General features: G+C 68.5%; 21 protein-coding genes. 10 read left to right on the top strand and 11 right to left on the bottom strand.

The genetic code is table 11. The annotated features are described in order from the left end of the window. Positions 1-67: 67 nt before the first annotated feature. A complete protein-coding gene (locus NI2_RS02270) occupies positions 68-559 on the bottom strand; it encodes a dihydrofolate reductase (protein ID WP_279537542.1) in 492 nt (163 codons plus the stop codon). Further along, positions 556-1359 (bottom strand): thymidylate synthase, encoded by an 804-nt coding sequence (locus NI2_RS02275; RefSeq protein WP_067485339.1) that lies wholly within the window; start codon positions 1357-1359, stop codon positions 556-558. Before NI2_RS02275 ends, NI2_RS02270 begins: the two co-directional genes overlap by 4 nt. Positions 1360-1404: 45 nt before the next feature. On the opposite strand from NI2_RS02275, the gene cobF reads away from it, so the two are divergent. Next, a complete protein-coding gene (cobF, locus tag NI2_RS02280; RefSeq protein ID WP_067485343.1) occupies positions 1405-2145 on the top strand; it encodes a precorrin-6A synthase (deacetylating) in 741 nt (246 codons plus the stop codon). Between the two features lie 14 nt (positions 2146-2159). Then, complete coding sequence (locus tag NI2_RS02285) at positions 2160-3029, top strand: Fpg/Nei family DNA glycosylase (protein ID WP_067485346.1); 870 nt, start codon at positions 2160-2162, stop codon at positions 3027-3029. Here NI2_RS02285 and NI2_RS02290 read toward each other — a convergent pair whose 3' ends face one another. The 3 genes from NI2_RS02290 to pdxR form a co-directional block, all read right to left on the bottom strand. After that, positions 3030-4463: a dihydrolipoyl dehydrogenase family protein gene (locus tag NI2_RS02290; RefSeq protein ID WP_067485349.1), complete on the bottom strand. Its 1434-nt coding sequence runs from the start codon at positions 4461-4463 to the stop codon at positions 3030-3032. It lies immediately after the preceding gene. Next, a complete protein-coding gene (locus NI2_RS02295) occupies positions 4460-4705 on the bottom strand; it encodes a DUF2630 family protein (RefSeq protein ID WP_067485911.1) in 246 nt (81 codons plus the stop codon). Before NI2_RS02295 ends, NI2_RS02290 begins: the two co-directional genes overlap by 4 nt. A 70-nt stretch (positions 4706-4775) precedes the next feature. Then, positions 4776-6158 (bottom strand): MocR-like pyridoxine biosynthesis transcription factor PdxR, encoded by a 1383-nt coding sequence (gene pdxR / locus NI2_RS02300; RefSeq protein WP_067485352.1) that lies wholly within the window; start codon positions 6156-6158, stop codon positions 4776-4778. Positions 6159-6237: 79 nt separating this feature from the next. On the opposite strand from pdxR, the gene NI2_RS02305 reads away from it, so the two are divergent. Next, positions 6238-6927 (top strand): pyridoxamine 5'-phosphate oxidase family protein, encoded by a 690-nt coding sequence (locus NI2_RS02305; protein ID WP_067485356.1) that lies wholly within the window; start codon positions 6238-6240, stop codon positions 6925-6927. 140 nt (positions 6928-7067) lie between these two features. Next, complete coding sequence (locus NI2_RS02310) at positions 7068-7757, top strand: TetR/AcrR family transcriptional regulator (RefSeq protein ID WP_243749757.1); 690 nt, start codon at positions 7068-7070, stop codon at positions 7755-7757. A 29-nt stretch (positions 7758-7786) separates the two neighbouring features. On the opposite strand, the gene NI2_RS02315 is transcribed toward NI2_RS02310, so the two are convergent. Continuing rightward, the gene (locus tag NI2_RS02315; protein WP_243749756.1) at positions 7787-9067 is read right to left on the bottom strand and encodes a hypothetical protein; all 1281 of its coding nucleotides are present in this window, start codon (positions 9065-9067) and stop codon (positions 7787-7789) included. Further along, a complete protein-coding gene (locus NI2_RS02320) occupies positions 9067-9855 on the bottom strand; it encodes a crotonase/enoyl-CoA hydratase family protein (protein ID WP_067485359.1) in 789 nt (262 codons plus the stop codon). The genes NI2_RS02315 and NI2_RS02320 overlap by 1 nt, the downstream gene beginning before the upstream one ends. 64 nt (positions 9856-9919) lie before the next feature. Between NI2_RS02320 and NI2_RS02325 the strand changes: the two genes are divergently transcribed. The 4 genes from NI2_RS02325 (at position 9920) to NI2_RS02340 (ending at position 13719) form a co-directional block, all read left to right on the top strand. Next, positions 9920-10525 carry a TetR/AcrR family transcriptional regulator gene (locus tag NI2_RS02325; RefSeq protein ID WP_067485362.1) on the top strand — a complete coding sequence of 202 codons (606 nt, stop codon included), beginning with the start codon at positions 9920-9922 and terminating at the stop codon, positions 10523-10525. Positions 10526-10542: 17 nt separating this feature from the next. Then, positions 10543-12171, top strand: a complete 1629-nt coding sequence (locus NI2_RS02330; protein ID WP_067485365.1) for an acyl-CoA dehydrogenase family protein — start codon at positions 10543-10545, stop codon at positions 12169-12171. A gap of 245 nt (positions 12172-12416) precedes the next feature. Then, positions 12417-13076, top strand: coding sequence for a nucleoside/nucleotide kinase family protein (locus NI2_RS02335; protein WP_307656176.1), 660 nt, complete (start codon positions 12417-12419; stop codon positions 13074-13076). A 94-nt stretch (positions 13077-13170) separates the two neighbouring features. Continuing rightward, on the top strand, positions 13171-13719 hold the full coding sequence (locus NI2_RS02340) for a potassium channel family protein (protein WP_067485371.1): 549 nt from the start codon (positions 13171-13173) through the stop codon (positions 13717-13719). On the opposite strand, the gene pgi is transcribed toward NI2_RS02340, so the two are convergent. Next, a complete protein-coding gene (gene pgi, locus NI2_RS02345; RefSeq protein WP_067485374.1) occupies positions 13688-15328 on the bottom strand; it encodes a glucose-6-phosphate isomerase in 1641 nt (546 codons plus the stop codon). The two genes, NI2_RS02340 and pgi, sit on opposite strands and share 32 nt — an antisense overlap. A gap of 116 nt (positions 15329-15444) precedes the next feature. On the opposite strand from pgi, the gene NI2_RS02350 reads away from it, so the two are divergent. Then, positions 15445-16902, top strand: coding sequence for an NAD-dependent succinate-semialdehyde dehydrogenase (locus NI2_RS02350; RefSeq protein ID WP_067485377.1), 1458 nt, complete (start codon positions 15445-15447; stop codon positions 16900-16902). Between the two features lie 95 nt (positions 16903-16997). Here the strand turns inward: NI2_RS02350 and NI2_RS02355 are convergent, their stop codons facing one another. Then, on the bottom strand, positions 16998-17291 hold the full coding sequence (locus NI2_RS02355; RefSeq protein WP_133733847.1) for a chorismate mutase: 294 nt from the start codon (positions 17289-17291) through the stop codon (positions 16998-17000). 335 nt (positions 17292-17626) lie between these two features. Between NI2_RS02355 and pcrA the strand changes: the two genes are divergently transcribed. Further along, positions 17627-20224, top strand: coding sequence for a DNA helicase PcrA (pcrA, locus tag NI2_RS02360; protein ID WP_243749755.1), 2598 nt, complete (start codon positions 17627-17629; stop codon positions 20222-20224). Here pcrA and NI2_RS02365 read toward each other — a convergent pair. After that, on the bottom strand, positions 20221-21600 hold the full coding sequence (locus NI2_RS02365; RefSeq protein ID WP_084475786.1) for a DUF1731 domain-containing protein: 1380 nt from the start codon (positions 21598-21600) through the stop codon (positions 20221-20223). The two genes, pcrA and NI2_RS02365, sit on opposite strands and share 4 nt — an antisense overlap. A gap of 55 nt (positions 21601-21655) precedes the next feature. Continuing rightward, positions 21656-22723: a M23 family metallopeptidase gene (locus NI2_RS02370; protein ID WP_067485384.1), complete on the bottom strand. Its 1068-nt coding sequence runs from the start codon at positions 22721-22723 to the stop codon at positions 21656-21658. Positions 22724-22955: the final 232 nt, after the last annotated feature.

Consider the following 22955-nt stretch of genomic DNA (forward strand, 5'->3'; position numbering starts at 1 on the left):
GCCTGGGAGTATGCCCGACATCACACCCGCGCTCGGGCGTTTTGCCGCGACCGTTAGCGACGTGTTGTCACTGCCGGACGTAGTGCCGAATGCGGTAGCGCAGGCCGTTTTCGGCGGTGCGCCACGGGGTATCCGGTGCGTGCCATTCCGCGCCGATCACCGGGGCGAAGGCATCGCCTGCCACCGTGGTGTCGACCTCGGTGACCAGCAGCGTGGTCGCCAGCGGTAGCGCCTGGCGGTAGATCTCGCCACCACCCGCGATCCAGGTGTCGGCGGTGCCGGTCATGGCCAGCGCGTCGGGCAGCGAGGCGGCGCGTTCGGCGCCCTCGGCGGCCCAGTCGGACTGGCGGGTGACGACGATATTGCGTCGACCGGCCAGCGGCCGGAAGGCGGCGGGCAGGGAGTCCCAGGTGCGCCTGCCCATGATCACCGGGTGGCCGGTGGTCGTCTCCCGGAAATTGGCCATGTCCTCGGGCAGTCGCCACGGGATGGTGTTGTCGACGCCGATCACACCGTCGTTGGCCTGCGCCCAGATCAGGCCGATCATGCGGTTGCTCACACCGCCACCGGTGCCTTGATGGCCGGGTGGTGCTGGTACCCGGACAGTTCGACGTCGTCGTAGGCGTAGTCGAACAGGCTGGTCGCCGGGCGCAGGTGCAGGGTGGGGAAGGGGTAGGGCTCACGGGTGAGCTGTTCACGCACCTGGTCGACGTGGTTGTCGTAGATGTGCACGTCGCCACCGGTCCAGATGAACTCGCCCGGCTCCAGCTCGGTCTGCTGGGCGACCATCAGGGTGAGCAGCGCGTAGCTGGCGATATTGAACGGCACACCGAGGAACAGGTCGGCGCTGCGCTGGTACAGCTGGCACGACAGCTTGCCGTCGGCGACATAGAACTGGAAGAAGGCGTGGCAGGGGGCGAGCGCCATCTTGTCCAGGTCGGCCACGTTCCACGCCGACACGATCATCCGGCGCGAATCCGGGTCGGTGCGCAGGGTGTGCAGCACCTGGGCGATCTGGTCGATGTGGGTGCCGTCGGGTGTCGGCCAGGAACGCCACTGCACGCCGTACACCGGGCCGAGCTCGCCGTCCGCGTCCGCCCATTCGTCCCAGATGGTGACGCCGTGCTCGCGCAGCCACGACACGTTGGAATCGCCGCGCAGGAACCACAGCAACTCGTAGACGATGGACTTCAGGTGCACCCGCTTGGTGGTGATCAGCGGAAACGCCTCGGCCAGGTCGTAGCGCAGTTGATGGCCGAAGATGCTTCGGGTGCCGGTGCCGGTCCGATCGGCTTTCGGCGTGCCGTGTTCGAGCACGCGCCGGAGCAGATCTTCGTACTGCGTATCAGGGGTGGCCACGCCTGCCGATTCTACTGCTGTGCACACCTGGCAAGCTCTGCGCGTATGCGCAAGCTCTACGTGATCGGTATCGGTGCGGGCGACCCCGACCAGGTGACGATGCAGGCAGTCAAGGCCATACGGCGGGCCGAGGCGTTCTTCGTGATCGGCAAGGGCGCCGAGAAGCAGGAACTCGTCGACGTGCGCACCGCGATCCTGCGCGAGTACGTCGACGGCCCGCACCGGGTGCTCGAGATCGCCGACCCGCCCCGCGACCGCGCACCCGCCGACTACACCGGTGTGGTGCAGGACTGGCACGAACGGCGCGCGGTGCTGCTGGAAGAGGCCTTCGAGCAGGTGGACGGCGACGGCGCGATCCTCGTCTGGGGCGATCCGGCCCTCTACGACAGCACCCTGCGCATGGTGGAGCGGGTGCTCGACCGTGGGCGGGTTCGGTTCGATTACGAGGTGATCCCCGGCGTCACCAGCGTCGCGGCACTGGCCGCCGCCCACCGGGTGGTGCTGCACCGCATCGGTGAAGCCGTGCACATCACCACGGGTCGCAGACTGCGCGAAGAGGGCCTCGGCCCGGGTTCTACGGTGGTGATGCTCGACGGCGAATGCTCGTTCACCGAGGTGCCCGGCGACGATATCCAGATCTGGTGGGGCGCCTATCTCGGTATGCCCGACGAGATATTGATCGAAGGCAATCTGCGTGAGGTGGAGAAATCCATTCTCGAACGTCGTGCGCGAGCGCGCGCCGAAAAAGGCTGGATCATGGACGTCTACCTGTTGCGTTCCGAATAGCTAGACTGACGCTTGTGCCCGAGTTACCCGAGGTAGAGGCGTTGGCGCAGTTCCTCCGGGATCATGCGGTCGGTGCGGTGGTGGGTCGCGTCGACGTGGCCGCGTTGAGTGCGGTGAAGACATTCGATCCGCCGGTGACCGCGCTGTCCGGCCGGGACGTGACCGGTGCGGGCCGGTGGGGCAAGTTCCTCGGAATGGATTGTGGCGGGCTGTGGTTGATCACCCACCTGTCACGTGGCGGCTGGTTGCGGTGGGTCGACGAACCGAATCCCTTGCCGCCCAAGCCCGGCGGTAAGAGCCCGCTCGCCCTGCGCGTGCATTTCTTCACTCCCGAAGGCGCGACACCCGCCATCGACCTCACCGAGGCGGGAACCAAGAAACGCCTCGCGGTGTACATAGTGGAGGATCCGCAGTCGGTTCCGGGCATCGCCCGGCTCGGTCCCGACGCGCTCGCGGTGACCGAGGACGAATTCGCGGCCCTGCTGCACGGCACATCGCAACGGATCAAGACCGCGCTGGTGGATCAGACCCTGCTGGCCGGTATCGGCAATGCCTATTCCGACGAGATACTGCACACCGCACGCATTTCGCCGTTCGCGAATACGAAAACGATGTCCGCGGAAACTGTTTCGCAGTTGTACGCGGCGATGCGTTCGGTATTGCTCGACGCCGTCGATCGTTCGACCGGGCAGGACGCGGCCCGATTGAAGGGGGAGAAGCGATCCGGCATGCGGGTGCACGCCAGGACCGGACAGCCGTGTCCGGTGTGTGGCGACACGGTGCGCGAGGTGTCCTACGCGGAGCGCTCTTTTCAGTACTGCCCGACCTGTCAGACCGGCGGCAAGGTGCTCGCCGACCGGCGGATGTCGCGGTTGCTCAAGTAGTCAGCGGTCCCGCCAGGTTTCCAGCAGCCGTAACCAGAATTCGCTGACCGTGGGAAACGCGGGTACCGCGTGCCACAGGGTGTCCAAAGGCACCCGCCCGACCACCGCGATGGTGGCGGCGTGCAATTGCTCGCCCATGTCGGGCCCGACGAAAGTGGCGCCCAGAAGGCGGTTTTCGGCGGTGTCGACGACGATCTTCGCGCGGCCGTGGAAATCGTCGCGCGACAATGCGGAACCGGCTACCGAGATATCCATTTCGACGGTGTCGACCGCGTATCCAGCCTTGCGGGCCTGCTGCTCGGTCAGGCCGATGGCGGCGAGTTCCGGTGCGGTGTAGACGACTTGGGGAACCTGCTCGTGGTCGGCGCTCGCGGTGTAGCGGCTCTTGTCCAGCGGCGATCCCTGTGCGCGAGCGGCGATGACATCCCCGCACACGCGGGCCTGGTATTTGCCCATATGTGTCAGTGCCGCACGGTGGTTCACATCGCCCACCGCGTACAGCCATTCACCGGGAACATCGCGGACAGTCAAGTGATCGTCGACGTCGAGATAGCCTGCCGACAGGCCGACGGTCTCCAGGCCGAGGTCGTCGGTCGCGGGTGCGCGACCGGCCGCGACTACCAGCTCGTCGGCCTCCAGCTCACCGTTGTCGAGCACCAGCGTGACCGGGCCGCCGTGGATGCGGCCGACCCCGGTGTCGGCGGGGTCGCGGCGCGACACCATCAGCGCCTCGGTGTTCACGCGAACCTCGACGCCCTTGTCGCGCAGGCCTCGCAGCACCAGCTCGGCGGCGAAGGGCTCCACCCGTGGCAGCAGCCGGTCACCGCGCACCAGCATGGTCACCTCGGCCGCGCCGAGTTCGATCAGCCAGGTCGCCGCCTCGCACGCGACGACACCGCCGCCGATGATCGCGACGCGGCGCGGTACGACCGTCAGATTGGTGGCGTCGCGCGAGGTCCAGGGCAGGGCATCGCGCAGTCCGGGAGTGTCGGGAATCGCGGCTGTTGTTCCGGTCGCGATCACGACAGCGTGCCTGGCGCGCAGTTCCCGCACCCCCGCGTCGGTGTGCACTTCGACCCGCCGCTCCCCGGCGAGCCTGGCCGCACCGCGGATCGGGTCGATGCGCGCCGATTTCGCCCAGTCGACCTGGGAGGTGTCGTCGCGGTGGTGGACGAAGGTGTCGCGGCGGGCCAGCACATCGGCCACCTGGGGGCCGCTGGCCGTCAGCCCGGGCAACCCGGCGGTGAGATCGAGCACGGCACCTGTGCGCAGCAGTGTCTTGCTGGGAATGCACGCCCAGTAGCTGCATTCGCCGCCGAACAGTTCCCGTTCCACGAGCGCGGCGGTACGGTCGCTGCCCGCGATGGCGTACGCGGCGGCGTTCTCGCCCGCCGGGCCGCCACCGATCACGATGACGTCGTACTCGTCGGTCACTGCAAGTAACCCTCGACCTCACGCGGCGAGCGCATCTGGGTGTCTTCGGGAGAGGCGTCGGCGCCTGCGCGGGCGCGGCGCTGGCGCAGCAGATCCCAGGCCTGGTCGAGCATCACTTCCAGCTGGGCGAGCTGCTTGCGCTCGCTGACCGGGTCGATCTCGCCCGCCGTCGCCTTGGACCGCAGTTCGTGTTCTTCGTCGACCAACTGCTTGATCTTGGCCAGGATGTCCTGATCGGTCATGTGCTCACCACTTCGATTCTCGGAGGGGTAGTGCCGGGCGAACCGCGACCCGCGCGGGTCCTGGTCCATGCTACGACCGCCGGGTGACATGGGCGGCGAGACAGTCGGCCGCGATCGGGACGGCCCGGGCCAATTCGGTGCTGGTCAGGGCCGTGTAGCCGAGGGCGACACCGAACCTGTGCGGCGTGGCGAGATGGTGGCGGGCCAGCCCGTCGAGCAGGACTCCGCGGCTTCGGGCGGCATCGACCGCGGCGGCCTCGGCGGCGACGTCGGGCAGTTCGACGACCACATGCGACCCGGCGTCGTCACCGAGGACCGGCAGGCCCCGGTCGGCGAGCTCACCGACGAGCAGGGCGCGCCGTGGCGGGACCATCCGGCGCAGGCGACGCAGATGCCGGGCGAGGTCGCCGTTGCGGGCGAATTCGGCGAGCACCAGTTGGCCGGCCGGGCTCGGGGAACTGCCGATGCGGGCGCGGTGCGCGAGGACGGCCTCGGTGATGTCGGGACGGGCGACGAGCCAGCCGACACCGAGGGTGGGGGCGATGATCTTGCTCGTGGTGCCGAGGTGGACCACCACGTCCGGCGCCATCGCCGCCAGCAGCGGCAAGGGTGCGGTGTCGTAGCGCAATTCGCCGTCGTAGTCGTCCTCGATGACCAGAGTGCCGGTGCTGCGGGCGAATTCGACCAGTTCCACCCGGCGCCCGGCAGGCATCCGCGCGCCCATCGGGAACTGGTGTGCCGGTGTGCAATACACGGCACGGACACCCGCCGGAATGCGGTCGACACACAGCCCGTGCGCGTCGACGGGCACCGGGAGCACCGTCATTCCGGCGGCTTGGAACGCACCGACCGCGCGCAGATAGCCGGGGTCTTCGATGGCCACGGTGTCGCCGGGACGGAGCAGGGCCGCGGCGAGTTCCCCGACGGCGGTGCTCGTGCCCGCGGTCGCCAGTACCACCGATGCCGCGCCCGCGGCCAGTCCGCGATGCCGGAGCAGATGCTCGGCGACGGCATCGCGATAGCCGGGCTCGCCCGCTCGATCCTTGCGGGCCTCGGGTGCGCGGTCACCGGCCGAGCGCCACGCGCGGCGCCAGGCCGCGCGGTCGAGGGCCTCGATGCACGGTGCGCCCGCGGCGAGGTCGAGCAGGGTCGGTTCGTTCTCGATGCCCTTCCTCGCGACGGTGCTCGGCGGTGCTGTCGCGGGGGCGGTGCTCAGGTAGGTGCCGGAGCCGCGTCGACCGGTGAGCCAGCCCTCGGCGTGCAATTGGTCGTAGGCGGCGGCGATCACGGCCCGGCTCACGCCCAGCCGTTGCGCGAGGGTGCGCGAGGGCGGGAGCCGGTCGCCGACGCGCAGGACGCGGGTGGTCGCGGCGGTGCGCAGGGCATCGGCTACCTGCACCGACAGGGGTTCGGTGGCGGTGCGGTCGAGCGGGATCGGGAAGTCGTCGAGCATCGCCCACCTCTGATTGGACTGTCGTTCCTACATTGAATTGGACCTGTCCGAGGGCCAATCGTGCGGCGATGCTCATCTTATGAGCACGCACACCAGAACGCCGCTGTCCCCGACCCCGCGCACCACGGTGACCAGATCCAAGGAACGCGCCCGCAGCGATCGGGCCGAACTGGACGCGGTGCTCGACGCGGGACTGATCTGTCACCTCGCAGTGGTGCTCGGTGGTTCGCCGGTGGTGCTGCCGACCGTGTACGGCCGCGCGGGTGACACGATCTACCTGCACGGTTCCACCGGCGCGGGCAATATGCGCGCCGCCATCGGCACCGACATCAGCATCGCGGTGACCCACGTCGACGGCCTGATCTATGCCCGCTCCGCCATGCACTTCTCGATGAACTATCGGTCGGCGGTGGTGCGCGGGCGGGCCGAACTCGTCACCGACGAGGACGAACGTCTCGAAGCGCTGCGGGTGATCGTCGAGCATGCGGCGCCCGGTTCCTGGGACCGTGTCCGCCCACCCAGCCGCAAGGAGATGGCTGCCACGATGGTGCTGGCGCTCGACCTCACCGAGGCGTCGGTGAAAGTCCGGACCGGCGGGCCGAAGGACGACGAGGACGATATCGCCGCAGGTGGGGTGTGGGCCGGGGAGCTACCGTTGCGGCAGGTGTGGGGTGCGCCGGTGCCGTCGGCGGACCTGGAGCCGGGGATCGAGGTGCCCGCCGGAGTGGCCGACCGAGTGGATTCGGCGATGCCGGTCGCGCTTCGGTAGGGAACGGGTCGGACGTTCCACAGACCGCTGCGGACGGACGTCGGTGATTCGATCATGTCGCGCAGTGCGGCGGTGGAGTCGTGCGATTCGCTCGTCGTGGCACCTCGGTGGGCGGGTGCGCGCTCGGTACAGTCCGGCCTATGCCGTCGAGTCCGCTCAGCGGGGGCGAGCCGCCCGAACAGTTGTCGTGCACCGAGGATCGGGTGGTGGACGCGGCCTTGGCAGTGCTCGACGAGGGTGGGGCGGGTGCGCTCACGGTCGAGGCGGTGGCCGCGCGACTCGGTGTCGACCCGGCCGCGCTGGCTTGTGATCGGAGCGGACTGGAACGGGCCGCCATCGAACGCGTGCTATCGAACGTGCGGCTCGGGCCGCTCTACGACCGCGGTGTCGAGTGGGTTTCGGCGGTGATCCAGTTGGCGCTGAGTATGCGGTCGCGGCTGTGGGAGCATCCGGCGGTGGCGGTGCTGATGATGTCGGGTCCGCACGACGGTCCGGCGGCGGACGGGCCCGCCGCACGCGATATCGAGGAGGCGTTGTTCGCCTGCTTCGCGCGCGGCGGTCTGCATACGCAGATGCGGGCGCACGGGGTGTACGCGGTGCTCGTCTACGTCCTCGGTTCCACAGCGCTCGATATCGCGGAGACCGACGGAATACCGCCGCTGCCAACTGATTCGGAACGGATCGCGCGGCGCCGCGAGCAGCTCAGGGACCTGGACGTGGATCGCTGGACGCGTACCGCCGCGCATGTGGACGAGATCGCGGCGTGGACATCCGTCGACCAATTCGTGTGGGGGCTGAGGGTTCTGCTCGTGGGTATGACGGCGAATTGAGTTGCCGCAACCGAGGGGTCACTGCTATCTCACCAGGGCTCGGCGGTCAACCCGACTTTCGACAGCACGCGATCCGCTGCCGCGGTGAGTGATTCGTGTTCGTCCAAGCTGACGAGCGCCAGCGTGTAGGTGTCGGTCAGACGGGAGAGGTAACCGGAGAGGCGAGTACGCGGAAAATCCGTGATGCCCGGATGGATCGCGCGGGCGGCCACGCGGGTGCACTCATGCGGGCCGACGGTGCGCAGGGCGTCGGGCATTGTGCCGATATTGGAGCACAGGATGTCGCGCTCACCAGCACCTTTGCTGAGCTTGTGCGCCAAGCGATCAGGGAGTACCTGCAGGATTTCCTCGGGCAGCCCGGCGGGCGCCGACATGCGGCGTAGATAGGCGTCGCGGGCTTTGACGCGGATCGTCTCCGGGGTGTCGGCGTGGTCGATCCGGATCTCGGTCACGGCGAGATCGTTGTCCACGCGTGGTTCGTCGCGGGTGTCCACCGGCAGGCTCGCGGTGATGGTGTCGTCACCGAAGCCGTTCTCCCACAGAATGTTCGCGACCAGGTAGATAAACAGACTGTTCGGCGTGCCACCCGCTTCCGCCGCGACGGAATCCCATTGCGCCGCATCGAAAGCCAGCAGGGAGCTGCGGACGGTGCGACCTGGAGTCACCGTGGGAACGATGGCCTTGGGCGGTCGGGGAACACCGTTGCGCAGTGCGCGCGCGGTCCCCCCGAGTACCGTTGCCCACTGCGTCCGAGCATCGGTCCAGTCCGAACGGGGCTCGTCCGCAGACCGTTCGCGGCGCTGGTGTCGTGAGGTGGAGGCGACCGCAGTCGACGCACGTTCCGTAGGTACGCCGTTCAGCGATCGCAAGGCCAGCGCGACAGCGTGGATCAGCCCTCGAGCGTCGGCAAGGGCGTGCGAACAGGTCAGGGCGACAACGGTTCCGCCGTCTGCCAGAGGCGCCGCCGACAACCGCCAACCGGGGAAGAACTCGGGATCGAGGTCGGCGCCGAGCCTATCGGCCCACGGCAGGATTTCCCCGTCACTCAGGGGAGCACAGTGGGCATCGGTCGCGAGGTAGTCGAGCGGGTGGGCGCGGACGGTGGGCTGCCAGGCACGGCGGGCGCCGGGGACGCGGGCGCGGACGACTCTGCGGCCCAGCGGACCATGACTCAGCTCGTGGTGGATCTGTCGCAGCAGAGCCGGATCCATCGTGTCCGGTGTTCGCCACAGTCCCTGCAGGGCGATCGGCGTGCCCATTCCCCGATGGGTACGCAGGAAGATCTCGTCGACGACGGTCAGGCGGTCCATTACGACGTGGAGGTGGCGCCGTGCCTGCCCGCGCCCGCGGCGAAGCGGGCCGCACCCTCCAGCGCGCCATCGGCGAGAGCCTTGACACCGTGCGCGAATTCGATGCGCAGCGCCTCGTCTTCGGATCGACCGACCTGGTCGTACACGGATGCGCGGTCGGAACGCAGGCAGGTCTGCGGGAGCGCCGCGAGTTGCCCGGCCAATTCCTCGGCCATCCGGCGCGCATCCCCGGTGGGAACCACACGGGTGACCAGCCCCATCTGCAACGCTTCGGGCGCGCTCACCGGCCGACCGGTGAGAATCATGTCCAGCGCCCGCCCCTCGCCGACGATGCGTGGCAGACGCACCGTGCCGCCGTCGATGAGCGGCACACCCCAGCGGCGGCAGAACACGCCGAACACGGCGTCCTGCTCGGCCACCCGCAGGTCGCACCACAGTGCCAGCTCGAGCCCACCGGCTACCGCGTGCCCGGACACCGCGGCGATCACCGGTTTGGACAGCCGCATCCTGGTGGGCCCCATCGGTCCGTCACCGTCGGGCGCAGCCTGGTTGCTGCGGTCGGTGCCGAGCGATTTCAGGTCGGCACCCGCGCAGAACGTGCCGTGCTCGCCCCACAGCACCGCCACCGAGGCGGTCGGGTCGGCCTCGAACGCGCGGAAAGCCTCCGCCAGGGCGCGGGCCGTCGGCCCGTCGACGGCGTTGCGGGCGTGAGGGCGGTTCAGGATCACCGTAGTGACCGGCCCCGCCTTCTCGACACGCACCGAATCGGACGCGGGACCTGAGCTCATAGCTCGACCATACGACGAAACCCACCCTTGTGTGAAGAGGTGAATCGGTGGTTCACTTCTTCGTATGGTGTACCGGAGGACGCCGGCCGTACAGGCCCGGCTCGACGCGCAACGTGCGCTGATCGTGCAAGGTGCGACGGCCGTGCTCTCGCGCGACGGGTTCGCCGGCTTGTCGATGGCCGCGGTGGCCGCCGAGGCGGGTATCGCCACCGGCACGGTGTACAAGCAGTTCGAGAACAAGGCCGCGCTGGTGTCGGCGGTGTTCGAGAAGGTGGTCGCGCGCGAGGTCGCCGCGGTGCGCGCAGCGGTCGCCGAGGGCGACGTGACGCAGCGGGTCAGCGCGGCCGTGGAGACCTTCGCCGGGCGTGCGCTCAAGAATCCGCGACTCGCCTACGTATTGCTGGCCGAACCCGTGGACGCCGCCGTCGACGTGCAACGCCTGGCATTCCGCCGCGCCTTCACCGCCTCGTTCGAAGCGGCCATCACGCACGGCGTCGCCGAAGGCGCACTGCCACCGCAGGATTCGCACCTGTCGGCTGCCGCGCTCGTCGGCGCCATCGGCGAGGTGCTCGTCGGCCCCCTCGCCGCGGCCCCGCCCGCCGAGTCCGTCGTTCCCGAACTCGTCGCTTTCGCCGTTCGCGCGCTCGGTGCGCGCCCGGAATCGTTGTAGCCCTAAGGAGTTCCGCCGTGATCACCCATGACGTGTTCAATCAGGTACCACCGCTCGTCCCCTTCGACGCCTCGCGCAATCCCGCGCTCATCGAGGGCCTGCACCGGGAGGGTGCGGGTTGGGCCGAGGCCGAGGTACGTGAACTCGGTGCTCTCGCAGGTGGTTTCGCCGCACAGGAGTGGGGCAGGCTGGCCAACGAGTATCCGCCGGTGCTGCACACCCACGACCGGTGGGGACACCGCGTCGACGAGGTCGAGTTCCATCCGCACTGGCACGACCTGATGAATGTGGCGGTCACGCACGGCCTGCACGGCTCCCCGTGGCTCGACGAGCGCCCCGGTGCGCACACCGCCCGCGCGGCCAAGTTCTACACCTGGGGTGTGGCCGACGCCGGGCACATGTGTCCCATCTCGATGACCTACGCGGTGGTGCCCGCGCTGCGTCACAACCCCGAACTCGCCGCCCGCTTCGAGCCGCTGCTCGGCTCGCGCACTTACGATTTCGGATTGCGTGAGCCCTCGACGAAAGCCGGGTTGATCGCGGGCATGTCGATGACCGAGAAGCAGGGCGGCTCGGACGTGCGCGCCAACACCACCACCGCCACACCGCAACCGGACGGGTCGTACCGCATCGTCGGGCACAAGTGGTTCACCTCGGCGCCCATGTCGGACATGTTCCTCACCCTCGCGCAGGCGCCGGGCGGGCTGTCGTGCTTCCTGCTGCCGCGCGTGCTGCCCGACGGCACCCGAAACCCGATCCGGATCCAGCGGCTCAAGGACAAGCTCGGCAACAAGTCGAACGCCTCCTCGGAGATCGAATACGAGAACGCCACCGGGTGGCTCGTCGGCGCCGAGGGTGCCGGGGTGAAGACGATCATCGAGATGGTCAATATGACCCGCCTCGACTGCGTGATCGGCTCGGCCACCGGCATGCGGGTCGGTGCGGTCACCGCCGTGCATCACGCCAGGTACCGAGAAGCGTTCGGCGCGAAGCTGATCGACCAACCCGCCATGCGCAATGTGCTGGCCGACCTGATCGTCGAGTCCGACGCGGCGACCACCGTGATGATGCGTCTGGCCGGGGCCACCGACCGCGCGGGCAGCGACCCGGCCGAGGCGGCGCTGCGCCGGATCGCGCTGGCCATCACCAAGTACTGGGTGTGCAAGCGGGCGCCCGCGCACGCCGCCGAAGCGCTGGAATGCCTCGGCGGCAACGGGTATGCCGAGGAATCGGGGATGCCGCGCCTGTACCGGGAGGCGCCGCTCATGTCGATCTGGGAGGGGTCGGGCAATGTGGCGGCGCTGGATGCCCTGCGCGCCATGGGGCGTCAGCCGGAGACCGTCGAGGCCTACTTCGCCGAGGTCGGCCTGGCTCGTGGCGCGGACCCGCGGCTCGACGACGCCATCGACCGGGTCGGCAAGGAACTCACCGACCTGTCCGATATCGAGTACCGGGCGCGGCGGGTGGTCGAGTTGATGGCGCTGGTGTTGCAGGGTGCGCAGTTGGTACGCCACGGTCATCCGGCCGTCGCCGATGCGTTCTGTGCGACCCGGCTGAGCGGCGACTGGGGGATCGCTTACGGCACCTTGCCGGTGGGTGTCGATACCGGTGCGATTCTCGAACGAGGGTTCGTCGATACGCACTGAGGCGGCGCCGCGCGGTGCCGGTCATCCTGACCTGAGGTGCCGCGCGTTTCTTCGCGATCGGTCCGGTCGGGTGCCCGCACCCGGCCGCTGGTGCACGGGTGCATCATGCCGCCGTGGGAACTGCTCTAGCTCGCCCGATTCACGAACCGGCAGGGTGCGGTCGAGAGGTATCCGCCAGTGCTGCCGGGGCAGCGGTGTGGCCCGGCCGATCCTTCGCATGGCCGGACTGACGGTACCGTGAGCGCGTGGCTCGAGCGGACGATGTGATGACGGCAGGGGACCTCGCCGGGCTGGTGCCGACGCGCGCGGACCGGTTTCTCCTCGGTATCGCGGGCCCGCCGGGCGCCGGTAAATCGACTCTCGCGCAGCGTCTTTGCCACGAGCTGATTCGTCTCGGGCGCAGTGCGGTCGTCGCGCCGATGGACGGTTATCACCTGCGCAACGACGTGTTGCGGGCCAGGGGCGCGCTGGCCCGCAAAGGCGAGCCCGACACCTTCGACGCGGACGCGTTCGTCGCCGATCTTCGCCTGCTGCGGGAGACACCCGTCGGCGAACCGGTGCCGTGGCCGCTGTTCGACCGGGCCGTCGACGAACCGACCGAGGGCGGTGTGGTGGTGCGCGACGAACGCGTGGTCGTCGTCGAGGGGAACTACCTGTTGCTCGCCGACGCACCGGGTTGGGCGCCGGTACGCGGACTGCTCGACGAATGCTGGTATCTCGACGCGCCACGGCAGGTGCTCACCGAACGCCTGCTCGATCGGCACACCGCGGGCGGGCGCACCCCGGAGGAGGCGCGGGTGAAGGTGATGGACAGCGACCTGCGCAATGCCGACCTCATCGCCGCCACTCGAAGCCGCGCGGATCGCGTCTTGAGCGCGACGGGCCACGGCTACGCCCTGGACTGACCGGCCCCCTTCACCGCGCGGCATCACTTGCCAGCCGCGGCACGCCGGGCGTGTGTCGCGCGGAAAGCGGCGGACTCGGCGCAATCATGGACTGATGAAGCGACGAGTCCCCGTGCACGCGGTCCGCAATGGCGCGGCAGCGGTCTGCGCGCTGCTGCTGTACTACAGCGTTCCGGTGGGGTGGGTGTTCGAACTCGACGCGTGGCCGGGGCAGGTTGCCGGGGTCGTCGCCTTCGTCGCGAGCGTCGCCGGACTCGGCTGGCTCGTGTGGCAGCGGATCGAGCACCTGCTCCAGGAGTCGACCGCATTGGGGGAGCGGGTCGACGGGGTGCTGCTCGTGCTGTGCATCGTGTGCGTGGTGTTCGCGCTCGTCTACTACCGCATGCAGCAGCTACACCCGAACCAGTTCACCGGGCTCGAGACGCGGACCGACGCGCTGTACTACACGCTGGTCACCCTCGGGACCATCGGTTACGGCGACATCCACGCCACCGGCCAGGCCGCCCGCATCGTGACCATGGTGCAGATCGTGTTCGACCTGGTGGTGCTCGGCACCCTGCTCGCCATCGTCACCACCAGCGTCACCAGCCGGATCCGCGCCGCGAACGAGGTCAGCGCCGCCGCGCGCGATACCACTCGATGAGCGCGTCGGTCGACGAGTCACCCACCGACTCAGGGTCTTCCGACCCGCTGAGCAACGGCATCAGGGCGAGCGCCTGCTGCTTACCCAGCTCTACACCCCACTGATCGAAACTGTCGATCCCCCAGATGATCCCCTCGACGAACACCTGGTGCTCGTACAGCGCGATCAGCTGACCCATCGTCGACGGCGTGAGCTCCGGCGCCATGATGGTGGTGCTCGGCCGATTGCCGGGCATCACTTTGTGCGGCACCAGCTTCGGATCGGTGCCCTCGGCCGCGATCTCCTCGGCGGTCTTGCCGAACGCGAGCACCTTGGTCTGCGCCAACAGGTTGCTCATCAGGATGTCCTGCATGCTGCCGGTGCCGTCGCGGGTCGGCAGGTCGTCGGTCGACCGGGCGAAACCGACGAAATCGGCCGGAATCAGCCTGGTGCCCTGGTGCAGCAGCTGATAGAAGGCGTGCTGGCCGTTGGTACCCGGCTCACCCCAGAAGATCTCACCCGTCGACGACGTGACCGGCGTACCGTCGGCGCGCACCGATTTGCCGTTGGACTCCATCGTCAACTGCTGCAGATACGCGGGGAACCGCGCCATATCGTTCGAATACGGCAGCACCACACGCGATTCCGCACCGAAGAAGTTCGAATACCAGACACCGAGCATCGCCAGCAGCACCGGACCGTTCGACTCCAACGGCTCCGACGCGAAATGCCGGTCCACGGCGTGCATTCCGCTGAGGAACTCGCCGAACCGTTCCTTGCCGATGGTCACCATCACCGAGAGACCGATCGCCGAATCCACGGAGTAGCGGCCGCCGACCCAATCCCAGAAACCGAACATGTGCGCGGTGTCGATACCGAAAGCCGCCACCCGCTCCGCGTTCGTCGACACCGCGACGAAATGTTTGGCCACCGCGTTCTCACCGAGCGCCGTGACCAGCCAGCGCCGCGCCGCCGTCGCATTGGTGAGGGTCTCCAAGGTGGAGAACGTCTTCGACGCGACGATGAACAACGTGCGCGCCGGATCGAGACCCGCCAGCTTGGACACCAGATCGGCCGGGTCGACATTCGATACGAACCGGGCCTCGATCTCCGGATCGGCATAGTGGCGCAACGCGCGATACACCATGTCCGGCCCCAGATCCGAGCCACCGATACCGATATTGACCACCGTGGTGATGCGCTCACCGGTGGCCCCGCGCCACGTACCCGAGCGCACCGAATCGGCGAACTCACCCATCCGGCGCAGCACGTCGTGCACGGCGGCATCGGCGTCGGTGCCGTCGATGTCGAGCTGCTCGCCCACCGGCAGACGCAACGCGATGTGCCCCACCGCGCGGTCTTCGGAGGTGTTGATGTGCTTGCCGGAATACATCTCGTCGCGTCGCTGCGGCACCCCGGCCGCGCGCGCGAGATCCACCAGCAGACGCAAGGTTTCGCGGGTCACGCGATGTTTGCTGTAGTCGATGTGTAGATCGGCGACCTGCACGGTCAATTCCCGGCCGCGCGCCGGATCCTCGGCGAACAACTGCCGCAGATGCAGAGGTGCGACAGTGCGGTGATTGGTTTGCAGTGCCTGCCAGGCCGCCGACGCGGTGATGTCGCTGCTCACCCGCCCGAGAGTACTGGGTTATCGGAGCGCTGGCGCGCTCGAGTGGTGTTCTTTTCGGGGTGATCGGTCTGGTGTTTGGCCGGAATTCGGCCGGGGGGTCGGCATAGGGTGGGGGCATGGTTTCTGAACGGGACGTGATCGAGTTCGTACCAAAGGGTTTGTGGATCGGGTCGGGGCCGGTGGAGGCTACCGGCGGGGCCACATTTCCCGTGCACAATCCGGCCGACGGGTCGGTGATCACCGAGGTCGCCGACGCGACGCCCGAGGACGCGATGCGCGCGCTCGACGCGGCGGTGGCGGCCGGGCGGGAGTGGGCGGAAACGCCGTCGCGCGAACGCGGTGAGATCCTGCGGGCGGTGTACACCGAGCTCACGGCGCGGGCCGAGGAGTTCGCGTTGCTGATGACGCTCGAGATGGGTAAGGCGCTCGGGGAGAGCCGCAACGAGGTGCGTTACGGCGCCGAATTCTTCCGGTGGTTCAGCGAGGAAGCGGTGCGGGTGCACGGGCGGTATCTGCACGCGCCGTCGGGCACGGGGCGGATCATGGTCGCCAAGCAACCGGTCGGGCCGTGCCTGGCGATCACGCCGTGGAATTTCCCGCTGGCCATGGGTACTCGCAAGATCGGTCCGGCGCTGGCGGCCGGCTGCGCGATGATCGTCAAGCCCGCCTCGGCGACGCCGCTGACCATGCTCGCGCTGGCCCGCCTGTGCAGCGAGGCCGGACTGCCCGACGGTGTGCTGTCGGTCGTCACAACCAGCCGTTCCGGTGCCGTCACGGGCCCGCTGATCGACGATCCGCGCCTGCGCAAGCTCACCTTCACCGGGTCGACCGAGGTGGGCAAGAAGCTGGTCTCGTCGTCGGCGAACCGGCTGCTGCGCACCTCGATGGAACTGGGCGGCAACGCGCCCTTCGTGGTGTTCGACGACGCCGACATCGACAGCGCGGTGGCCGGTGCCATGCAGGCGAAACTGCGCAACGGTGGGGAGGCGTGCACGGCCGCCAACCGGTTCCACGTGCAGCGCGGTGTCGTCGCGGAATTCACCGAGAAGCTGGTGGCGGCGATGACCGAATCGGTGGTGCTCGGGCCGGGGACGGACGCCTCGACGACGCTCGGCCCGCTGGTGAGCGCCGAGCAGCGCGAGACCGTCGCCGAACTCGTCGACGACGCGGTGAGCACCGGCGCGAAGCTGCTGCTCGGCGGGGAGACCCCCGACGGGCCGGGCTGGTTCTACCCGGCCACCGTGCTCGCCGACGTGCCGTCCGCCGCCCGCATCCTGCGCGAGGAGGTGTTCGGTCCGGTCGCGCCGATCGTCGCCTTCGACACCGAGGAGGAGGGCGTCGCCGCCGCCAACGACACGCAATACGGCCTGGTCAGCTACGTCTACACCCGCGACCTGGATCGTGCGCTTCGGGTGTCGGAGGCGATGGAGACCGGCATGGTCGGCGTGAACCGGGGTGTCATCTCCGACCCGGCCGCGCCCTTCGGCGGCGTCAAGGAGTCGGGCTTCGGCCGCGAGGGCGGGACCGAGGGCATCGAGGAATACCTGGACACGAAGTACATCGCCCTCACCTGAGCGAAAAGAAATAACCGCCCCGGGGATGTTGTCGCACCCGGGGCGGCTTTTCGTGAGCGGCGATCTGGACGACCGCCGCGTGGTTCGAGATCGGCCTAGCGGCCGAGACGTCCGCGACCGAGGCGGAGCAGGAGCATGGCGAGGGTGTGGCCCTCCTGGCCGAGCTCACTGAAGCGTTCGAGCACTTTCATCTCACGGCTGTGCACCAGCCGGGGACCCCCAGAGGCCATCCGGGTGCGCCCGATGATCCGCGAAATTTCGCTCCGGCGTTTGATCGCGGCGAGGATGGTGGCGTCGAGTTCGTCGATTTCGAGGCGAAGCTTCTCGATCTCCGCCTCAGATTGCGGCAGTGCCGCCTCTGACCCGGCGGTTGTAGCAGGGGTGCTCATCATTCATCTCCTCGTGTCAGAACTGGGATCGGTCGATACGGACGTCGTGTTACCGATCTGTTCCTTCACCCTGAAAAACTTTCCGGCTGGGCGCCTGCCGCCACGATATCGGATCGATTGCCGATCCGGACAGGCGAAGCGGCGCTGACCACGCGGCCCAGTCTGCCACGGGTCGGTAGGTATGCAAAACAGTTGTGTTTGTGAATCCGCTGAGAACATTCACACGGGTGGGTACGACACCGGTCGTCGTCCGGTTCACTCGCGGTTTGCCCGCCGGTGGCCGCGCCGACGGCGGTTGGCCGCTTGTCGGTGCCCGCCGGTAGCGTGGACAGACGATGGATATCACGGTCGCTCCCTCCGCAGACGAAACGTCGTCCACCGCGCCGAACACCCCGGCCGCGGCACCAGACAGCACCGCCGCACCGCAGGGTGACGGCGGTGGCGGTGGTGCGGCTCGCAGCGGTCTTGCCGAGGCGGCGGCCCGGCACAGCGCCGAACAGGAACAGCGCCGCAAGGAGCGCGAACTGCGTCGCGCCGAGGAAACCGAGCGGCTGCTCGACGGGCTCAACCCGCAGCAGCGCGCCGCCGTGGTGCACGCCGGTTCGCCGCTGCTGATCGTGGCGGGAGCGGGCTCGGGCAAAACGGCCGTGCTCACCCGTCGCATCGCCTACCTGCTCGCCGCACGCGGAGTGCAGACCGGACAGATCCTGGCCATCACGTTCACCAACAAGGCTGCTGCCGAGATGCGGGAGCGGGTGGCCGGGCTCGTCGGTCCCCGCGCCGCGAGCATGTGGGTGTCGACTTTCCATTCCAGCTGTGTGCGTATTCTCCGCATGCAGGCGGCTTTGCTGCCGGGTCTGAATTCGAATTTCTCCATCTACGATGCCGACGATTCGCGCCGATTGCTCACGATGATCAGTCGCGATTTCGACATCGACACCAAAAAATATTCGGCGCGGTTGCTGTCGACGGCTATCTCCAATTTGAAGAACGAATTGATCGGGCCCGAACAAGCCGCCCGCGACGCCGAGGCCGACGACACCGAACTGCCCGCGCTGGTCGCCCGCGTGTACGGCGAATACCAGAAGCGGCTGCGCGCGGCCAATGCCCTCGATTTCGACGACCTGATCGGTGAGACGGTCGTGCTGCTGCAGAACCACCCGCAGGTGGCCGAGTACTACCGGCGCCGGTTCCGGCACGTCCTCGTCGACGAGTACCAGGACACCAACCACGCCCAATACGTGCTGGTGCGCGAACTCGTCGGCCACCACGGCGATTCCGGCGACGAGCAGGCGCCGCCCAGCGAGCTGTGCGTCGTCGGCGACGCCGACCAGTCCATCTACGCCTTCCGCGGCGCGACCATCCGCAATATCGAGGAATTCGAACGCGATTTCCCCGATGCCGAAACCATTCTGCTGGAACAGAACTACCGCTCCACCCAGCACATCCTGTCGGCGGCCAACGCCGTGATCGCCCGCAACGAGGGCAGGCGTGAGAAGAAGCTGTGGACCGATTCCGGTGAGGGCGAGCTCATCACCGGCTACGTCGCCGACAACGAACACGACGAGGCGTCGTTCGTCGCGAAGGAAATCGACCGGTTGGTCGACACGGGCGAGGCCACCTACGGCGATGTGGCGGTGTTCTACCGCACCAACAACAATTCGCGTGCGCTGGAAGAGATCTTCATCCGCATGGGGTTGCCGTACAAGGTGGTCGGCGGTGTCCGCTTCTACGAGCGCAAGGAAGTGCGCGATGTGGTGGCCTACCTGCGCGTGCTGGAGAACCCCGACGACGCCGTGAGCCTGCGTCGCATTCTCAACACCCCGCGCCGTGGCATCGGCGACCGTGCCGAGGCCTGTGTCGCGGTGCACGCCGAGCAGCGCGACATCGGTTTCGCGGCGGCCCTGCGCGACGCGGCCGACGGCAAGGTGGCGCTGCTCAATACCCGTGCGCAGCGGGCCATCGCCGGTTTCCTCGACCTGCTCGACGAGATCCGGACGGCCGGACAGCGGGCCGACAGCGAGTACCCCGATGTGGGCAATGTGGTCGACGCGGTGCTCGACCGCACCGGTTATCGCGCCGAACTCGAAGCCTCCGACGACCCGCAGGACGGCGCGCGGCTGGACAACCTCAACGAATTGGTCAGCGTCGCCCGCGAATTCAGTTCCGAGGCGTTCAACAACGCCGAGGCCGCGCGCGAGGAGGGCCTGCTGCCCGAGGTGGGCGACGGTGAACCCGAACCCGGCTCGCTCGCGGCGTTCCTCGAACGGGTCTCGCTGGTCGCCGATACCGATCAGATCCCGGACGAGGGCTCCGGAGTGGTCACCATGATGACCCTGCACACCGCCAAGGGCCTGGAGTTCCCGGTCGTTTTCGTCACCGGCTGGGAGGACGGGCAGTTCCCGCACATGCGGGCGCTCGGCGATCCGAACGAGCTGGCCGAGGAACGCAGGCTGGCGTACGTGGGCATCACCCGCGCCCGTCAGCGGCTGTACCTGTCGCGTGCCGTGGTCCGGTCGGGCTGGGGACAGCCGGTGTCGAACCCGGAATCGCGGTTCCTGCAGGAGATTCCGCAGCATCTGCTGGATTGGCGCAGGCTCGAACCGGTGGTGTCGCCGGTGCAGCGTGGCCGCAGGCGCGGCGAGGACAGCGGGTTCGACCGGGACTGGACGCGCGGCGAAGGCTGGGATCAGCGGCCGGGCGTGCGCGGCGGCACCGGCACCCGCAGGCCGGCCCCCGGCGGTGCGGTGAAGCGCAACAACACCGACCTCGTTCTCGCCGTGGGCGACCGGGTCACCGACGACAAGTACGGCCTGGGCCGAGTGGTCGCCGCCGACGGCGTCGGCCCACTGGCGACCGTCACCATCGACTTCGGCACCGCCGGAAAGATCCGGCTGATCCCCCAATTCAGCCGGACCATCGTCAAGCTCTAATTCGGCAGGAGGTCGGCTAGGGCCTTGTCCAGGGTGGGGTAGCGGAAGGTGAAGCCGGTTTTCGGCAGCACCTCCGAGGTGGCGTGGCGGCCGGTGAGACCGAGTGCCGGATCCGAGCGCAGCACGACCGCGCCCACCGACAGGATCGCTTTCGGGGTGGGCGGGGCCGCCGGGCGATGCAGGGTTCGGCGCAGCGTCGCCATGAGTTCGGCGTTGCGGACCGGGTTCTCGGTGGCAGCGACCAGGATGCCGTCGGGGATGCTCACCTCGGGATCGAGGCCGAGACAGGCCCGCACGATGCGCAGCCAGTCCTCGATGTGGATCCAGCTGAACCATTGATCGCCGGGGCCGACCGGTCCGCCGAGCCCGGCCTTGGTGAGCTGGCTCAGGCGTTTGAGCGCCGGGGCGTCCGGGTCGAGCACGATCGATGTGCGCAGAATGGTCCAGTGCTCGGCCTGGGCCGGGTCGAACGCCTGCTCCCACGGCTCGGCGACGCCGGTCATCTGCGGCAGTCCTTCGGGCACGGGTGTTGTTTCCGTGCAGCGCGTTTCGCCCGCATCCGACCAGATGGCGGTGGTGCTGGCCTGCACCCAGTAATCGACCGGGGTGTCGCGGGTGCGGGCGGCGGCGACCAGCGCCGTGGTGGAATCGACGCGGCTGCTGCGCAGTTCGGCGATATTGCGTTCGGTGGGCCTGCAGTCGACGAGTTTGCCCGCCAGATTGACGACCGCGATCCGGCCGGGTTCGCGGAGTTCCGCGGCCCAGGCGCCGACCGAGCGGCCGTCCCATTCGGTCTGCCGGAACGGTATTCCGGGGTTGCGGCGCCGGGTGAGCAGGGTGACGCGCTGACCACGGCAGGTGAGGTCGGCGGCGATCCGCACGCCGAGCGCTCCGGTGCCACCGGCGATCACCACATTCAAGGCGTCGTCGGCCGGGACGAGCCCGGCGAGCCGGGCCAGGCGCGAGAAGTTCACGCGGGCACCGGTTTCGATGAACGGTCCGGCCGCTGCCCGCATCGCCGCTGCGGACACACCGCTGAAGCGCAATTCCTGAGTGATCTCTGTTCCGCCCGCGCGCGGTTCGAGTCGCCAGGTGAGCACCATGGTCCCGGCGGGTTCGGGCTGCTCGATGCTCAGCTCACGTTCGGGCACAAGAGTTGTCACGGTGAACGGGGCGCCGAACCGCTCGTGCACGCGCGAGGCGAGTTTCCCGTTGGGCACATAGTCACCGGTCGCCCCGACGGCGACAGGCCCGTGCATCCGTACCGCGCGCACGCCCGGATTCCATTCGGGCCATTGCGTCAGGTCCCCCAGCACCGCCCACACCGATTCCGGTGGCAGGGCAATGAACTGCGTGTACTTCGTCGTACCAGCCATACGAAAAACGCTACCCCGCTAACGGGAAAGCGGAACCGTGCTGCTGGTCACCGTCTCAGTCGCGCTGGGCGCCCAGGCTGATGCCGCGGGTGGCGAGCCACGGGATGGGGTCGATCTTGTCGGTGCCGTTCTGCCACACCTCGAAGTGCACGTGCGGGCCGGTGGAGAAGCCGCGGTTGCCCATGGTGGCGATCTGGTCGCCTGCCATCACGCGTTCACCCTGCGAGACCGTCGCGGTGTCGATGTGGCCGTAGATGGTGACGGTGCCGTCGTCGTGCAGGATGCGCACCCACATTCCGAAACCGGAGGCGGGGCCCGCCTCGATGACGGTGCCGTCGGCGACCGCGTAGATCGGGGTGCCGATCGGACCGGCCACGTCGATGCCGAGGTGCTGGACACCCCAGCGCGCGCCGAACCCGGAGGTGTAGTTACCGGTGGTGAATTTGGCGAACAGGGGCCGCAGCTTGGCGGACTCCTGGGCGGCCAGGTCTTCGGCGAACTTCTGGCCCTTGGCGAGGATGTCGTCGAAGTGGCTCCTGTCGGCCACGGCAGTGGCGTCGAGTACCTGCGGCGACGAGCCGGTGACGTGGTCGGCGACCTCGGTGGTGCTCATCGACTGGGCGGCGATCTCGTGGATCTGGCCCGCGGCTTCGTAGTCGACGCCCGTGTCGGGCTGCTGGGGGGAGGCCATGGCGGCCTGGCCGGCCGCGACGACCGCGCCCGCGGCGACGGCGATGACGGCGGCGCGGCCCTTCAGCGCGGTGGGCGGTGCGGGCACGCGGTGGGCACCGCCACGCCGCTCGGCGCGACGCGGTTCGGGTGCCGGATTCTCGGGTTCGGCGGGCGCCCAGTCTGTTTCGTAGGTGCCGGAGTCGTAGGAGCCCGACTCGTCGGCGGTCCATTCGTCCTCGGCGGGCGTCCACGCGGCGTTGTCGGACCAGGCGTCGTTCCCGGACCAGGAGTTCTCGGTGTGCCAGGAATCGGTGCTCGGCCAGGCAGGCTGCTGCGGTTGTGGCGCGGCGGCGCGGGGGCTTCGCGGGTGCGAGGTGAACTCGTCGGCGTACCGGTAACGGTGGCCTGAGCTGTTGCGATCTTCAACTGGGAAGGTGGAGCGGTGGTTCATCGGCTACGCCTGACGTTCCTCAAGCTTGTCGTCCTCCTCAGTCCTGACCTGCCAGTCGTGACCTGGTTGTCGTGACCTGGTTGTGACATCGACCGCATTGACGGTAACGAAGCGATTGCAGAGTGGCAAGCGCTGGTCGAGAACCTACACTTGTCTGTGAGATTCGTCACCGTAATGCTGCGGAATAACTCACCGATTCGCGACACTTCGGGTGAGGTCGATCGACGACATA

Source organism: Nocardia ignorata NBRC 108230 (assembly GCF_001612905.1).
In the GTDB taxonomy this organism is placed as follows: Bacteria; Actinomycetota; Actinomycetes; order Mycobacteriales; family Mycobacteriaceae; genus Nocardia; species Nocardia ignorata.